The sequence below is a fragment of the Clostridium sp. MCC344 genome, from assembly GCF_018785365.1.
GTDB lineage: Bacteria > Bacillota > Clostridia > Lachnospirales > Lachnospiraceae > Pilosibacter.
On sequence record NZ_WQPQ01000056.1, the window covers coordinates 265,665 to 280,158 of the forward strand.

Consider the following 14,494-nt stretch of genomic DNA (forward strand, 5'->3'; position numbering starts at 1 on the left):
GCCGGAAGAAAAGCTGCAGTTGGAGAGTTATGTGATTCAGAAAGGAAAATAAACGATGCGATATTTGAAACCACATTTTTACGATAAATTTGTCTGTACGGCCGGAGACTGCCCGGATACCTGCTGTGCGGGATGGCAGATTATGATCGATGATGCTTCTCTGGAGAAGTATAAAAATGTGCAGGGGGAGTTTGGAAAACGCCTGCATGGGTCGGTCAACTGGGAAGAGGAGTGCTTCTGTCAGAATGAACGGCGGTGCGCATTTTTGAATGATGAGAATCTGTGTGATCTCTATAAGGCACTGGGACCGGACGCGCTCTGCGATACCTGCCGCCTTTATCCGAGACACACGGAGGAATTTGAGGGACTCAGGGAATTATCCCTGTCCCTTTCCTGCCCGGAGGCGGCGAAGATCATTCTTTCCTGCAAGGAGCCGGTCCGGTTTCTTGAGGAGGAGACGGACGAGGAGGATGATTTTGACGAGTTTGATTTTATGATGTTTTCGAGACTGGAAGACACCAGAGATGTTCTTTTCTCTGTTTTACAGGATCGAAATCTGCCGTTGACACTGCGTATGGCAGCGTGCGAGCAGCTGGCGGAGAGATACCAGATCTGTATGGAGGAAGGAAGAGAGTTTGAGATCGATGATCTGCTTCAGGAATGCGAACGCCATCACAGGGAGGGAACCTTGCGGGAGTTTATATCGGAAAGTCTCTCAGAAAAGGGCGTGGATGCGGCATCTTTTCACCAGTGGGAGTGGCAGAAGGAAGAACTTCAGGTGCTTTATGGTCTGGAACGTCTGCGTCCGGAGTGGGATCAGGTGCTTGATGGAGCGGAAAAGCGGCTGTATCAGGGAAGCAAAGAGGAATATTTTAAGATCTGTGAGGAATTTCACCGGATGTATGGGGCGTTGAGCAGCCATAAAGAAGAGTGGGAAAATCTGGGCGAACAGCTTTTGCTGTTCTTTGTCTATACATATTTCTGCGGGGCAGTCTATGACGATATGGTCTGCTCCAAGCTGGAGCTGGCGCTGTTCTCTGTCCGGTGGATTCAGGAATTCTTGATCGTCCGGTGGCTGGAAAACGGGAAGAAGCTGTCCATGCAGGATGTGGAGGAGCTCTCCTGGCGGTACGCGAGGGAGATCGAGCACTCCGATGATAACCTGAATGCGCTGGAGGACTGGCTGTTTGGGATGTATGCGCCGGAAGGATGTATGTTGGAGGATGAATAGAGATGATTTCATCCGGTCTTTTCGTGTGATCGGAGCCGGACATATCGCTGCATTTTGATCTGGTTCTGAATGATTTTGTTTTTGGGGGATTTCAATATTAAGGAAACGAGTTTGCTTTCTTTATACATTTTTTGCAAGAGGTACGCGCCAATGAGTCTCCGGGCGCAGACGCTTAGTGGGATTCCGGAAGGGTTCCTCTAAGCTTGCAGAAAAATGCTAAGGACGGAGAACAGGGAACACAACTCGCTGACGCTCAGACAAGTGTTCCCTGTCTTCCAACGCATTTTCCTGCGAGCCAAGAGGAAGCCAGCTCCCGGGATCCAGGCGCGCCTGTGCCCGGAGACTCATCGGCGCTGGGAATTGACTGAGCTGAAAGCGAGGGGTTATTCTCTTAATTCAGGCAGTAAATTACTATAATACTTCATTTCCCCAGACAAGACTTTATCATAGAAGCTCTGCTTCCAGTCAATAAATGCGACAGCCTGCTGCAATTTTTCGATAGACTGAAGCAGAGTTTCTCTTTTATTTTGCAGAATAATTTTTCGCGTTGGAATAGACTTTTCTCCTTCAAGGCAAAGTGCGAGATACTCTTTCATTTCAGCAATGCTCATACCGCAATTTTTCAGGCAGTTTAAACTCTGGATCCATTTAATATCGTGATTATCAAACATCCGGTAATTTCTTTTATCCCTTTTTACATTGGGAACAAGTCCTTCGTTGCAATAAAATTTCAAATTTTCGTAGGTCATATCGGTTAATTTGCAGGCCTCTTTCATGGAATACATAACATTCTCCTAAAAACATAAAATTAAATTCAAAATGCTGAATTTAACAGCTTGGATCTCAAAAAGTCCTTGACCGGTAGCAGCTACCGGCTGGTAGGATTATAGCATGATGAAAAAAATGAATCAACAGGCAGGGGGAGAACAAATGGAATATATCAGGTTACGAAAGATGAGTGTGAACGATGCGTGCGGGATGCATTGGAAGTGGGATATCGCAGCATTGATACTGCCCAGAGTTATTTTAATGAAGAGGAAGTTGGGAAGGCTATTGAAAAGTCAGGAATTGACAGAAAAGAAATATTTTTAACCTCCAAGGTATGGATCGAACATTTCAGATATGAAGAGTGTAAAAAATCTGTGCTGGAATCTGTGGAAAAACTGCGTACAGATTATCTGGATCTGCTGCTGCTGCATCAGCCGTTTGGTGATACTTACGGCGCGTGGCGTGCTTTGGAAGAATTGTACAAAGAAGGAAAATTCCATGCAATCGGTATCTCCAACCATTATACAGACCGCATGGTAGAATTTGCAAACTTCACAAATATTAAGCCGATGGTAAATCAGATGGAAACGCATCCCCTTAACCAGCAGAAAACATTAAAAGAATGGGCAGACAAATATGATATCCGGCTGGAAGCGTGGGCACCATTTGGCGAAGGAAGAAACGGTCTTTTTGAGAATGAAGTCCTGAAAGCGATTGGACAGAAATATGGAAAAACAACAGCTCAGGTAATGCTCCGCTGGCATATCCAAAGAGGTGTGATCGTAATTCCGAAGTCTGTACATAAAGAACGTATGATTGAAAACTTTAATGTATTTGACTTTGCGCTTGATGAGAATGATATGAACCAGATTTCACAGATGGATACTGCCACAAGTGCTTTTTTCTCACATCAGGATCCGGCAATGGTGGAGTGGTTTGTAAAAATGGTTGAGGAGCGCAAATCGCAGCATGACAGCAGCAAAGAAAAAAAGAACTGGTAAAGCAGCTTATGAGGTGAGTACGCACTTTTTTACTGCTATTGTCACCGGAAACTGCCGGTGGCAAACTCAGTTGGAAGGAAAAGAAATTAGGTGGGGACAAAGAATGAAAGGCCGTGTTGCAAAATATTATCTGACAGACGGAAGAAGACATACAGATTCAGAAGGTTATAAGACAAGCGTGGCATTTGAAAAATACCTTGCAGACTGCGGTCTTCAGGTGGCGACTGACAGAGACTTTGGAATTACAGCTCTGCTGTGGGCAGGAATGAAGGCGGGAATTGGAATCATACGAAAAAACAATTTCTTTTATACCGAGAAAGGGTCTTATCAGTATCTGGAGGCTTTTTTAATTGATGAGCCGCTTCAGTACATTGTGGAGAATCAGATCAGACCATGCGCTGAGAAATGTAACCTGTGCATACGATCCTGTCCGACAGAATCATTGGAAGCGCCGTACATGATGTGCAGAAACACCTGCGTTTCCTGCCTGACAACATGGGATGGCTGGGATCTAAGGACGGAACCGCTGCAGAACAAATTCGAAAAATGGATCTACGGCTGCGATGCCTGCTAGGATGCATGGCCCCATAATAGAAAAGCATGGAAAGATACAGAAGAATTCCCAGAACTCGAAGCGTGGAGCAGCCATTTTACGGATACAGAGATCGTTCTGGCGGAATACAGCTGGCTGCGATCCGTCGTGCAGCCCAAACTCTGGTATATTCCGCAGGGGAAAGAGTGGCGGTATAAAACGAATGCGCTGAACGCGATGTTAAATAACTATGATCCGAAATACCTTCCGGTTATTAAAAAAGTATGTCAGGATGAATATCGTGAGGTTCGTGATATGGCGGAGTGGGTGCTTGAAGAGATTGAAAGGAAAGGTATCGGTGAATCGGAAAATGGGCAGTGATGTTGCATATAGAACATAAAATTACAGATAATTAACTAAAATATAAATAATATATTACAAATTATGAAGATATACGGAAGTATATTGAAAAAAACAGCAATTGAAATATAATTTAAATAAGAGAAAAGCGCAAAGTGGACTGCCCCCCGGAGAGGAGGCAGTATGAGCAAGAAGAAAATTAAAATAAGATATATCATTTTTGTTCTGATCATCATAGGCATAGTAGTTTTTGTTGGAAAAATAACTAAGCTTGATGATTTAAACGCAGAAAAAGTCACCGAGATCATACTCGTATCCCCACCTTATAAAAAGAGAATAACAGACCGGCAGGAGATCGAAGAATTTACGAGTCTGTTTAATGAAAGAAAAAAGAAACCTGTATTTTCAATCATCAACTCATCTGGCTGGAGCAAAAGAGCCATTATAACAACGGAAACATATCAATAGGATATTATTTTTTGCGGGGAAAACATCACAGTGAACAGGCAGAAATATGTCATGGATGAATCGATTGATTCTGAACTGGAACAGTTTTATCAGTCCCTGAATGAGACAGAGGAAAAATATAATTAACAAAGCTCCGTTAAGATGAATGCCCACGGATAAGGAGGTCACTATTATGGATAAATCAATAAAAACATGGAGAGTTTTTCTTTTTGGGATGTGCTGTATCTTGGTGAGCCTGTATATAAAAAAAATTTTACTCTCATTAGAAATAATAAAAGGTGATTTTTTATCCAATAGTATTGTTGGGGTTGCGGTGATCTGGTTCATAGCCGGTATTTTTCGCCTATACCATTTAAAGCGAACATATCCTGAACTTAAAACAGTCTTATCGAAAGATAAATGGTGCATAGCAGAATCTATTCTTATTTTCATTCTAGCAGTGGGATTAACATTAACTGGTGTAGGAGCGCACAATACCCAGATGTTATCTGAAATATTTCAAAGAGATGAAGATGAGAATATCACAGAATCTATAGTAAACACAGAGTATGGTTCTATAGAGGATTTTTCAGCAAACAACAGCATGGATATTTTTGTGCTTAATTTTAACAAGGAAAGCAATTTAGATAATGGATCGTTCAGCGCAGTAGATAAAACTGTTTCTGTGGCAAAGAGCTATACGGCAGTAACATATGAATGTGAGATAGATAGCGATAGATTTCAGGTAAAGTTGGCAACATATGATTCGGACAATGGCGAAGAACAACTGAACGCTGTAATAAAAAGCAATCCGGACATATTCACGAAAAAAGATATTAGAGGGAATTCCACATATTATTGCCCGGGATCAAAATATGACTGGTCGGACTGTTATGCAATGGTAGTAGATCATAAATTACTCGTGGTTAATATAGAAAAAGAATATGATCAATACATTGAATGGGTGTTAGGGCATATCACATTACAGTAATAAAGAAAGTAATTACTTTTTGTAATATTACAAGGAGCTAGTTTATGCATATTATATTTCTGCCTGGTGATGAACCATTTTCGCAGTATCCTAATCATTATGTCGTTACTTCTAGTCTTGAAAACGTGATACTCACCATTTAAAGAATGGAGATGATCCTGATTAAAAAGATACGCATAATTGCATTAATATCTATTCTGTGCCTACTGATAGTTTATTTGCTTTGGAATAACATGAGTTTAAAAGGAAATTGGCTTGATGATTCTGATACCGTTTCCATTGAATGGTATGATTATAAAGGAATCTATCACAACCAGACTTTGACAGAAGAAAGAAGCGGACTTACTCAATTAATAAAGGATATAACCCCAAAGAAAATATACATAACTCCGCAATCACGTTCAGGAGAACAAAGTTATAATATTGACTATTCTGGCAAGCGAAGTGTTCGTTATACTGTAAAAAGTTCAGGTTTAATTATTATTTTGAATAATGAATTTCCATTTCAACATTCGGTCTGGAAAATAGGAGATTACGCGGTAATTATTCAATACATAAATAGTATGGTTGATAGATGAGCAAAGAAGAAAAAACGCATCACCATAAAAGCTGTTTGATCGTGATATGAATGGAGAACCTGTACACTGGTACACAAAATCAAAGGGAAATGGAGGGGACAAAATGAAAAAACATTGTATACTATGGACTGTAGTAATAACTCTTATTGTTTCCTGGTTTTTATTTTTTCCATGGAGTAAACAAGTATTTGAGGATGGCGGGACTATTGTCTATTCCAGTTTCACATACAAAATTTATATATGGAACTCAATAGGAGGAAAAAACACGACTGAGATATATTATTTCCCATTTAATTTTAAGTATAGAAGTGGGATATTAGATAAATGATCAAAAGTTAATGACAGCACTTTGATTATTGTTTATGAGTCTAACAACGCACATTTTAACTGTCGAAAGTCCAGAACACGGTTGATCATAGATGGATCTTGAACTGGAGCGGTTTTATCGATTATTGAATGAAACTTTGGTAAAGAGAGGATACATCGGCAAAATTTATGGAGGTGAGGGCTATGAGGAAAATAAAAGAGATCCTTTTTTCTGAGAATGGCATGAAGGTGGTTAATACTCTGTTCTTTTTGGCGATGTTTTTTTATATGAGCGGCCTGTTGTTTGTCGCTTATATTGTCTGGATCTGTTATCTTGTGTTTTGCATTAGAAATACGGAATCCAGGGGAAGCAAGGTGGTTTATTCGGTGTTTGTTGGACTTGCAGTGGTTATGATCGGAGTGAGTCTGTATGGTTTGATACGAGGATGATAGATCATCCGGATTTCCTTTTGAACTTCCTGCCCTTCATGATCTTGTTACAGACTTTTTCATAGGCTCACTTGTTCTGCGCACATATCATCTCCCATGCTTCCTCATCGATCTCCTCCTCATGGAACAGTTTTCTTCTGTCGGTCTCGGTGATCCTGCGAATGACGCGACAGGGATTGCCGGCAGCGATCGACCAGTCAGGAATATCTTTTGTGACAACACTTCCGGAGCCGATCACAACGTTATTTCCGATGTGGACGCCTGGACACACGACGGTATTTCCGCCCAGCCAGACATTGTCCCCGATGGTAACTTCTTTCCCGTATTCGAACCCGGAATTGCGGGTATCCGGATGGATCGGATGTCCAGCTGTATAGATCGCAACATTCGGAGCCATCTGGCAGTTGTCACCGATTTTTACTTTTGCGACATCCAGGATTGTACAGTTGTAATTGGCATAAAAATTTTTCCCGACTTCAATATGGGAGCCGTAATCGCAGTAAAAAGGCGGATTGATCCAGGCATTTTCGGATTTCCCTAAAAGTTCTTTTACTGTCTCCGAAATCCCATCAAAATCGGAGCGGTCTGCAAAGTTAAGCTTTTGCAGGATCTTTCTGCATTTTGCCATTTCCTCCATGACACTCTGATCTGCGATGTACGCGATCTGCATGTCTCTTCTACGTTTCATGTCCATGTTTTGTTTTCCTTTCTACGCATATATAAATAAACGTTTTCATTGATTTTCATATCAGGATCTTCCATAATGATATAATAATCTCATAAGTATGACAATACCGGGTTATGGAAAGCTCGAAATAAAAGAATAAATAAAATGCGATATTTCGGAATCTATTTCCAGAGCCAAATTTGTTTTCGCACAAAGAAAGCACTATCGCTGCTGCAGTTTGAGGGGAGTGAAAAATAAAATGAAAACCTCTTGACAAGTAACCGATTGGTTACTATAATACAAAGTAACCGAACGGTTACAAAAAACAAGGAGTCAGGTCATGGCTGGAGAGACGAAAGAACGAATTTTGGAGGCTGCCCTTGAGCTGTTCGCGCAGAGCGGATATTCGGGGACTTCCATGAATGATATCGCAAAGCAGATGGGAATTACAAAGGGAGCTTTGTATAAGCACTACACGGGAAAACAGGAGATCCTGGACAGGATCGTGGAGCGGATGAATCAGATGGATTATGAGCGGGCGGAAGAGTACGAGATGCCGGAGACGGAGCCGGATGGTTTCGCGGAGGCGTATCTTCACACGCCGATCGGGATGATCCGTTCATATAGCATGGCGCAGTTTGCCCACTGGACGGAGGAACCGTTCGCGTCTAATTTCAGGAAGATGCTGACGCTGGAACAGTATCGCGATCCGAAACTTGAAAAGCTGTATCATGATTATCTGGCGACCGGGCCAGCGGAGTATATGGCGGCGGTGTTTCGGAAGATGACGGACAGCGATGCGTCTGCCATGCAGCTTGCCCTGGAGTTTTATGGTCCGATGTTTCTGCTCTACAGCGTTTATGACGGCGCAGAGGAAAAAAGTGCAGTTTCCGGATTGCTGAGCGAACATATCGACCGTTTTATCAGGCGGATGGAAGCAGAGAGGATGGATGTAAAATGACAGAATATACAGGGCGGGAAAGATTCTGGATCCGATGTCCGGTGTGTGGGGCAAAAACACGTCTGCAGCTGCTTTGGGAGACGGAACTCAGGGCGTTTCCGTTGTTCTGCCCGAAATGTAAAAGCGAAACATTGATCGATGCAAAAAATTATATGATCCAGGTTCAGGTTGAGCGAAAGTGAGACCTGATGTGTGATCCGGTTCAGTATAAGCTGACAAAATATTATGCCCCACCACATGGAAGAAGTGGTAGCCCAATTGGAACAAGAGAAAGAGCCAGACGCTAAGACGCAGTGCTGATCGAGAAATCGATCCCGCATTGTGTCTTTTTTTACGCGAACAACGACAAAGTCCGCGCTTGCGCGAGACCTTGGCGGTTGTCGCGATAAGAAGGGGAAACTCGCGAAGCATGTTTTTATTTGTTGGAGGAGAATCATATGGAGGCGATCATTTATACTACGAATACCGGCAGTGCAGAGCAATATGCCAAGATCCTGGCGCAGGAAACAGGACTTCCTGCATATTCAATGAAAGAGGCACAAAAAAAGATCCGACCAGGTGTAGACGTGATCTGCCTGGGCTGGATCATGGCAGGTACCATAAAAGGATATTCAGCGGCTGTCAGGCATTATCAGGTGCAGGCTGTCTGTGCCGTCGGAATGGGACGTACGGGAACGCAGACGGACGCTGTCCGGAAAAAGAACTGCATTCCAGGGGAGTGCTCGCTTTTTACCATACAGGGAAATTTTGATGTGAATAAGCTTCATGGGATGTACCGCATGATGATGGAGCTCATGATACGGACTGCGGGGAAAGCACTTGCGGGTAAGAAGGACCGCACAGCGGAGGAAGACGATATGTTGGATATGATGCTCCGCGGTGGTGAACGTGTACGGCGGGAAAATCTGATGGAAGTGTTGGAATGGTATCACTTACAAGAACACATTTGATCTTTGAGCGAAGCGGAGAGAGGTGATATTCCGCAGGCTGCAAGTGGATTGTCATAATTGACAATAATGATAATTATTACTGATTTTAGCTTGATAATGTCGCGGCAATATGGTATAATCACACCAGTTCAGAAAATAATATTGAAGAAAGGAAGTTATCAATATGCAGTATGCAATTGCGCATTTAGATCAGGACGGAAAGGCCGATTGTGACCAGAATCCGTATATCTCCGTAGATTTTGAGAATAATCTGGAGTCATGTCTTGAGGCAGCGAATATGATGGAAGACGAAGGATATCAGGAAGTGACACCGTTTATCCTGGAAGATGAAGGAAAGAGCGGCACATATACCTGGGAGTATGTGAGAATTCACACGATCTAAGAGATGGTAAGACAAAGGAAGATCCGACAGCGAATCATAACAATGATCCCCGCTGGCGGATCTTTTTGCGTTTTACGTGCTTAAGCTATTGTGACCAGAGAACTTTATGGGCAGAGAAGAAAAAACATAGAAAAGCTTGACGAACATATGTTCTGATTATATAATAGGAGTATCGATCAAGAGAGAAATAAGAGAAATAAGTCGGAATAAAAATTTCGGAATACAGGAATAACAGAAAACAGGAATGGAAAAAAGAGAGGGCGGAGAAAATATATGGGTACGATCAACCGTGATGACATGCTGGAACTTACGAGGAGAATGACGTTAAAAAGAAACTGCTTTGACCGGATCGCCGGTGCGTATCTGGATAAAGATGGATTCGTGGACGGGACCTTTAATAAAAATTTCCGTCAGCTTTCCCTGCCGGATCAGCAAAAGAACCTTGATATCGCGAAGATGATCCCGTTTTCTGAAACGAATGTTGCGTTAAAGGAGTATGTTTTTGACCCGGAGGAGAAGAAGCAGGGGAGTGTATGGCAGCTGCTCTGTGCGCTTCGGGAGTGTGAGTTAAAGAATGATGCACTGCTGGATATTTTTTATGAGATGTTTGGGGAAAAGTATCAGGCGTCCGGGGATTATGCGGTATATTTCTTTCATGGGAACTATGATGTGCCGAGAAAGGCAAAGGATAAGGAGAGTCTATGGGAATCGGAGGAAGTTTACCGTTTCCTGATCTGTGCGGTATGTCCGGTGAGAGGGGATTATGAGCCTGGAATGCCGGTCTGCGGATTTATGTTTCCTGCGTTTAAAGACCGTGGACCTGATAATGGGCGGATCCAGGTATTTGAGGCGGATCCGGCGCGGCCGCACAGGGATTTTTTGCGGGTCCTTCTTCCTGTGAGTGCAAAATAAAAGAAGACGGAGAGGAATACTTCTACGAAGAGTTTGGTGGCTTAAAATAACAGGAATGCGCAGAAACTCTGAATAAGATTGTAGAAAAAACAATGGGAGGGGAGAATAGCAATGGCAGATACGACAGGCAGAGAAAACAGGATCTACGCTGCAATCGATCTGAAATCATTCTACGCCTCCGTCGAGGTTGTAGACAGAAATCTGGACCCAATGACGACAAATCTTGTCGTTGCAGATCGGAGCCGGACTTCGAAAACAATCTGTCTTGCGGTGTCGCCTTCCCTGAAAGCGTATGGGATTCCCGGGCGTGCCCGCCTTTTTGAGGTGGAGCAGAGAGTGTCAGAGGTGAACCGGGAGAGAAAGAAATATGCTCCCGGAGGAAAATTTACGGGAAGTTCCTGCGAGGCGAATGAACTGGCAGCAAGACCGGATCTCGCCCTGGATTTTATCGCCGCGCCGCCGCGGATGGCGCACTACATGAAAATCAGTTCGATGATCTACCAGATCTATTTAAAATATATAGCTCCGGAAGATATTCATTCGTACTCGATCGATGAGGTGTTTATCGACCTGACTTCGTATCTGGAAACGTATCATGCGACGGCCCACGAATTGACAGTCCAAATGATCCGTGAAATTCAGAAACAGACAAAGATCATGGCGACAGCCGGGATCGGAACAAATCTTTACCTCTGCAAGATCGCTATGGATATCATGGCGAAGCATATCGAGCCGGATGCGGACGGAGTCCGGATCGCAGAACTGGACGAGATGAGCTACAGAAGAAATCTGTGGGATCACCGCCCACTGACGGATTTCTGGCGCGTGGGACGTGGATATGCGAAAAAGCTGGAAGAGCGGGGAATTTATACGATGGGGGATATCGCAAGGTGTTCACTCGGAAGTGACGGGGATTATTATAATGAAGATCTTCTGTACCGGCTGTTCGGAGTCAATGCGGAACTTCTGATCGATCACGCCTGGGGATATGAACCGTGTACGATCGCGGACGTTAAGGCATATAAACCGGAAAATCACAGTGTCGGATCGGGACAGGTTCTCGCCTGCCCTTATACCGTTGAAAAAGCGAAACTTGTTGTCCGGGAGATGGCAGACCTTCTGGCGCTGGATCTTGTGGATAAGAAACTGACGACGGATCAGGTGGTCCTGACGGTGGGGTACGATATCGAGAACCTGACAGATCCGAAACGAAAGGGAAATTATGGCGGTGAGATTGTTACCGACCGTTACGGGAGAAGAATCCCGAAACATGCCCATGGTTCTAAAAATCTTGGCAGACATACTTCTTCCACAAAGCGGATCACGGACGCAGTGATGTCTCTTTACGATGAGATTATGAATCCGAAACTTCTGGTGCGGCGGATCGCGCTCTCTGCAAACCATGTTGCCTGTGAGGGAGCGGAGCAAAAGAAGGAAACATACGAACAGTTGGATCTCTTTACTGATTATGGAGCGCAGCTGGAACAGAAAAAGAAGGAAGCGGAAGATCTGGCACGGGAAAAACGGATGCAGCAGGCGGTTCTGGAGATCAAGAAAAAGTTCGGAAAAAACGCGATCCTAAAGGGAATGAACCTGGAAGAGGGAGCGACAGCGGTAACCAGAAACAGCCAGATCGGAGGTCACAAGGCATGAGTGCGTGGGAGACATACAGAGATATCATTGATCTTCCATATCCGACAAGGTCAAGGCATCCCCGGATGCCGATCGGGGACCGGGCAGCCCAGTTTGCTCCATTTGCGGCACTCACCGGTTTCGGGGCGGTCCTGAGGGAGACGGAACGGATCACGGAAAAGCGGATCGAGCTGGATGAATATGAAAAAGAGAAGCTGGATGAGAAAATACGGCTGATATTGGAAGAGAAGGAGATTCACCCTGAAATTACGGTGACCTTCTTCGTCCCCGATGAAAAAAAGGATGGCGGTGCATATGTGACAGCCTCGGGGCATATAAAAAGAGTGGACGAGGCGGAGCAGCTGCTGATCCTGGAAGAGGGAGACAAGATCCCGATGGAAGATATTTATGAAATCTCGCGAGTGTAAAAAAGAGGTTTTGCAGGTCTGTATCATCGGAATACTGAGAAGGAGAAAATGCCTGTGAGCCCCGAATCTGAACAAATGATCGGTCTGCTGAGTTATGCAAGGCATATGAGAGAGTACAGTTAGGAAAATACGATCAGTCAAGTTGCTGTGGAATGAAAAAAACTGACAAGCAATTATAAGACTGAAAAAAGAACAGACTGCTTTATATAGAAAGTAAAGCTAAAACACATAAAAATATCAGAATATAAACCGGGAATCACTTGCGTTAATTATTTAACAATGATATAATACTCTCAAAGGGAAAAGGAAACCAGGCAGGATATTCGCCAGATCTTTTTCGCTCAATATGCGATATAAACACTGCATCAATGTCTGAAAGGACAGCTTTGTGAAAGGAGAACGGAACATATGGCAAGATTTACATTACCGAGAGATATTTATCACGGAAAAGGATGTCTGGAAGAGTTAAAGAATCTGAAGGGCAAAAAAGCATTCCTTGTTGTCGGCGGTGGTTCCATGAAGCGCCAGGGATTTCTTGACAAGGCGGTTAATTATTTAAAAGAAGGCGGAATGGAAGTCGAGGTTTTTGAGGGGGTTGAGCCGGATCCGTCCGTAGAGACAGTTATGAGAGGCGCGGAAGCAATGCGCAAGTTCGAACCGGACTGGATCGTATCAATGGGCGGTGGTTCCCCGATCGACGCGGCGAAGGCGATGTGGGCCTTCTACGAGTATCCGGAAACAACATTCGAAGATCTGATCACTCCGTTCAGCTTCCCGGAACTGAGACAGAAAGCGAAATTCGCTGCGATCCCGTCTACCTCCGGTACAGCCACAGAGGTGACTGCGTTCTCCGTTATCACGAATTATCAGACAGGCGTGAAATATCCGCTTGCCGACTTTAATATTACTCCGGATGTTGCGATCGTGGACCCGGATCTCGTTATGGGACTTCCGGTCAAACAGGTTGCATATACCGGTATGGATGCCCTGACACATGCGATCGAGGCCTATGTCTCCACATTGAACGGACCGTTTACAGATCCGCTGGCACTCCAGGCGATCGAGATGGTTCTTGAATATCTGCCGGCATCCTACAACGGAAATAAGCATGCGAGAGAAGAGATGCACTACGCACAGTGTCTCGCGGGAATGGCATTCTCCAACGCACTTTTAGGAATCGTGCATTCCATGGCTCACAAGACAGGTGCTGCTTTCTCCACCGGACATATCCCGCACGGATGTGCAAATGCGATCTATCTTCCGTATGTGATTCAGTATAATGCGAAAGATACGGTTGCGGCTGATCGTTACGCGGAGATCGCGAGAAGAATGGGATTGGAAGGAAGATCCAGACAGGCACTGATCAACAGTCTCTGTGCTAAGATCAATGAATTCAACGAGAAGTTGAATATTCCGAAGACATTAAAAGAATTCGGCATCAATGAGGATGAGTTCAAGGAGAAGGTAGATCATATCGCAGAACTTGCCGTCGGTGATGCATGTACCGGCTCCAACCCGAGACCGATCGATCCGGCGGCGATGGCGAAACTGCTTACCTGCACTTATTATGGAACAGAAGTTGACTTCTGATCCATGGAAGTATGACTGGAATCACTGCGCATATCCGAACGCTGTTTATCCCGGGCGGGAGATTTTCGCAGAGATGAAATAACGGTCGCTCCCTATCTGAAGAAGATGGGAATGATTGGATCGAGAAAAGATGTGTAAAAAGTGATCCTGACACTTGCGGACACACGTTGATATGCTCCCTGCCAGACAGACAAGAGAAATGATAACACCTGTTTGTCCGGCAGGGAATTTTTTTACGCGAACAACGAGCCAAAGTCCGCGCTTGCGCGAGACCTTGGCGACTGTCGCGATAACAAGGGGAAACTCGC

General features: G+C 44.3%; 18 protein-coding genes. 15 read left to right on the plus strand and 3 right to left on the minus strand.

Annotated features, from left to right (window positions below; all coding sequences use genetic code 11):
- The first annotated feature begins 55 nt into the window (after positions 1-55).
- On the plus strand, positions 56-1,231 hold the full coding sequence (fliB, locus tag GPK90_RS13290) for a flagellin lysine-N-methylase (RefSeq protein WP_215703187.1): 1,176 nt from the start codon (positions 56-58) through the stop codon (positions 1,229-1,231).
- A 383-nt stretch (positions 1,232-1,614) separates the two neighbouring features.
- Here the strand turns inward: fliB and GPK90_RS13295 are convergent, their stop codons facing one another.
- A complete protein-coding gene (locus tag GPK90_RS13295; protein ID WP_215703188.1) occupies positions 1,615-2,016 on the minus strand; it encodes a MerR family transcriptional regulator in 402 nt (133 codons plus the stop codon).
- Between the two features lie 150 nt (positions 2,017-2,166).
- On the opposite strand from GPK90_RS13295, the gene GPK90_RS13300 reads away from it, so the two are divergent.
- The 6 genes from GPK90_RS13300 (at position 2,167) to GPK90_RS13325 (ending at position 5,908) form a co-directional block, all read left to right on the plus strand.
- Positions 2,167-3,000, plus strand: a complete 834-nt coding sequence (locus GPK90_RS13300) for an aldo/keto reductase (protein ID WP_118529573.1) — start codon at positions 2,167-2,169, stop codon at positions 2,998-3,000.
- Between the two features lie 103 nt (positions 3,001-3,103).
- Positions 3,104-3,574, plus strand: coding sequence for a hypothetical protein (locus GPK90_RS13305; RefSeq protein ID WP_118529574.1), 471 nt, complete (start codon positions 3,104-3,106; stop codon positions 3,572-3,574).
- A 195-nt stretch (positions 3,575-3,769) separates the two neighbouring features.
- On the plus strand, positions 3,770-3,913 hold the full coding sequence (locus GPK90_RS13310; protein ID WP_215703189.1) for a hypothetical protein: 144 nt from the start codon (positions 3,770-3,772) through the stop codon (positions 3,911-3,913).
- A 162-nt stretch (positions 3,914-4,075) separates the two neighbouring features.
- The gene (locus GPK90_RS13315) at positions 4,076-4,360 is read left to right on the plus strand and encodes a class I SAM-dependent methyltransferase (protein WP_117471232.1); all 285 of its coding nucleotides are present in this window, start codon (positions 4,076-4,078) and stop codon (positions 4,358-4,360) included.
- 172 nt (positions 4,361-4,532) lie between these two features.
- Complete coding sequence (locus tag GPK90_RS13320) at positions 4,533-5,330, plus strand: hypothetical protein (protein ID WP_118529575.1); 798 nt, start codon at positions 4,533-4,535, stop codon at positions 5,328-5,330.
- 233 nt (positions 5,331-5,563) lie between these two features.
- Positions 5,564-5,908, plus strand: coding sequence for a hypothetical protein (locus GPK90_RS13325; RefSeq protein ID WP_147352705.1), 345 nt, complete (start codon positions 5,564-5,566; stop codon positions 5,906-5,908).
- Between the two features lie 823 nt (positions 5,909-6,731).
- Here the strand turns inward: GPK90_RS13325 and GPK90_RS13330 are convergent.
- Positions 6,732-7,358 carry a sugar O-acetyltransferase gene (locus tag GPK90_RS13330; RefSeq protein WP_118529578.1) on the minus strand — a complete coding sequence of 209 codons (627 nt, stop codon included), beginning with the start codon at positions 7,356-7,358 and terminating at the stop codon, positions 6,732-6,734.
- Positions 7,359-7,671: 313 nt separating this feature from the next.
- Here GPK90_RS13330 and GPK90_RS13335 point away from each other — a divergent pair, with 313 nt between their 5' ends.
- From GPK90_RS13335 to GPK90_RS13370, 8 genes are all read left to right on the plus strand, one after another.
- Positions 7,672-8,292, plus strand: coding sequence for a TetR/AcrR family transcriptional regulator (locus GPK90_RS13335; RefSeq protein WP_118529579.1), 621 nt, complete (start codon positions 7,672-7,674; stop codon positions 8,290-8,292).
- Positions 8,289-8,474 (plus strand): cysteine-rich KTR domain-containing protein, encoded by a 186-nt coding sequence (locus tag GPK90_RS13340; RefSeq protein WP_118297797.1) that lies wholly within the window; start codon positions 8,289-8,291, stop codon positions 8,472-8,474. The genes GPK90_RS13335 and GPK90_RS13340 overlap by 4 nt, the downstream gene beginning before the upstream one ends.
- A 255-nt stretch (positions 8,475-8,729) precedes the next feature.
- Entirely contained in the window at positions 8,730-9,242 is a 513-nt protein-coding gene (locus tag GPK90_RS13345) for a hypothetical protein (RefSeq protein ID WP_118529580.1), read from the plus strand.
- Between the two features lie 163 nt (positions 9,243-9,405).
- Positions 9,406-9,624, plus strand: coding sequence for a hypothetical protein (locus GPK90_RS13350; protein ID WP_118297799.1), 219 nt, complete (start codon positions 9,406-9,408; stop codon positions 9,622-9,624).
- Positions 9,625-9,897: 273 nt separating this feature from the next.
- Positions 9,898-10,536 (plus strand): DUF4317 family protein, encoded by a 639-nt coding sequence (locus GPK90_RS13355; protein WP_118529581.1) that lies wholly within the window; start codon positions 9,898-9,900, stop codon positions 10,534-10,536.
- 111 nt (positions 10,537-10,647) lie between these two features.
- Positions 10,648-12,189, plus strand: coding sequence for a Y-family DNA polymerase (locus GPK90_RS13360; RefSeq protein WP_118529582.1), 1,542 nt, complete (start codon positions 10,648-10,650; stop codon positions 12,187-12,189).
- Positions 12,186-12,596: a YolD-like family protein gene (locus GPK90_RS13365; RefSeq protein WP_118529583.1), complete on the plus strand. Its 411-nt coding sequence runs from the start codon at positions 12,186-12,188 to the stop codon at positions 12,594-12,596. The genes GPK90_RS13360 and GPK90_RS13365 overlap by 4 nt, the downstream gene beginning before the upstream one ends.
- Before the next feature lie 408 nt (positions 12,597-13,004).
- A complete protein-coding gene (locus tag GPK90_RS13370; protein WP_118605807.1) occupies positions 13,005-14,186 on the plus strand; it encodes an iron-containing alcohol dehydrogenase in 1,182 nt (393 codons plus the stop codon).
- A gap of 45 nt (positions 14,187-14,231) precedes the next feature.
- Here the strand turns inward: GPK90_RS13370 and GPK90_RS13375 are convergent.
- The coding region (locus GPK90_RS13375) for a hypothetical protein (protein WP_215703190.1) at positions 14,232-14,494 on the minus strand (263 nt) is incomplete at its 5' end.

Excerpts from the sequence above, each read along its gene's own strand:
- fliB (WP_215703187.1), top strand. The coding sequence starts at position 56 with ATGCGATATTTGAAACCACATTTTTACGATAAATTTGTCTGTACGGCC.
- GPK90_RS13295 (WP_215703188.1), bottom strand. The coding sequence starts at position 2,016 with ATGTATTCCATGAAAGAGGCCTGCAAATTAACCGATATGACCTACGAA.
- GPK90_RS13305 (WP_118529574.1), top strand. The coding sequence starts at position 3,104 with ATGAAAGGCCGTGTTGCAAAATATTATCTGACAGACGGAAGAAGACAT.
- GPK90_RS13310 (WP_215703189.1), top strand. The coding sequence starts at position 3,770 with ATGTTAAATAACTATGATCCGAAATACCTTCCGGTTATTAAAAAAGTA.
- GPK90_RS13315 (WP_117471232.1), top strand. The coding sequence starts at position 4,076 with ATGAGCAAGAAGAAAATTAAAATAAGATATATCATTTTTGTTCTGATC.
- GPK90_RS13320 (WP_118529575.1), top strand. The coding sequence starts at position 4,533 with ATGGATAAATCAATAAAAACATGGAGAGTTTTTCTTTTTGGGATGTGC.
- GPK90_RS13325 (WP_147352705.1), top strand. The coding sequence starts at position 5,564 with ATGAGTTTAAAAGGAAATTGGCTTGATGATTCTGATACCGTTTCCATT.
- GPK90_RS13330 (WP_118529578.1), bottom strand. The coding sequence starts at position 7,358 with ATGGACATGAAACGTAGAAGAGACATGCAGATCGCGTACATCGCAGAT.
- GPK90_RS13335 (WP_118529579.1), top strand. The coding sequence starts at position 7,672 with ATGGCTGGAGAGACGAAAGAACGAATTTTGGAGGCTGCCCTTGAGCTG.
- GPK90_RS13340 (WP_118297797.1), top strand. The coding sequence starts at position 8,289 with ATGACAGAATATACAGGGCGGGAAAGATTCTGGATCCGATGTCCGGTG.
- GPK90_RS13345 (WP_118529580.1), top strand. The coding sequence starts at position 8,730 with ATGGAGGCGATCATTTATACTACGAATACCGGCAGTGCAGAGCAATAT.
- GPK90_RS13350 (WP_118297799.1), top strand. The coding sequence starts at position 9,406 with ATGCAGTATGCAATTGCGCATTTAGATCAGGACGGAAAGGCCGATTGT.
- GPK90_RS13355 (WP_118529581.1), top strand. The coding sequence starts at position 9,898 with ATGGGTACGATCAACCGTGATGACATGCTGGAACTTACGAGGAGAATG.
- GPK90_RS13360 (WP_118529582.1), top strand. The coding sequence starts at position 10,648 with ATGGCAGATACGACAGGCAGAGAAAACAGGATCTACGCTGCAATCGAT.
- GPK90_RS13365 (WP_118529583.1), top strand. The coding sequence starts at position 12,186 with ATGAGTGCGTGGGAGACATACAGAGATATCATTGATCTTCCATATCCG.
- GPK90_RS13370 (WP_118605807.1), top strand. The coding sequence starts at position 13,005 with ATGGCAAGATTTACATTACCGAGAGATATTTATCACGGAAAAGGATGT.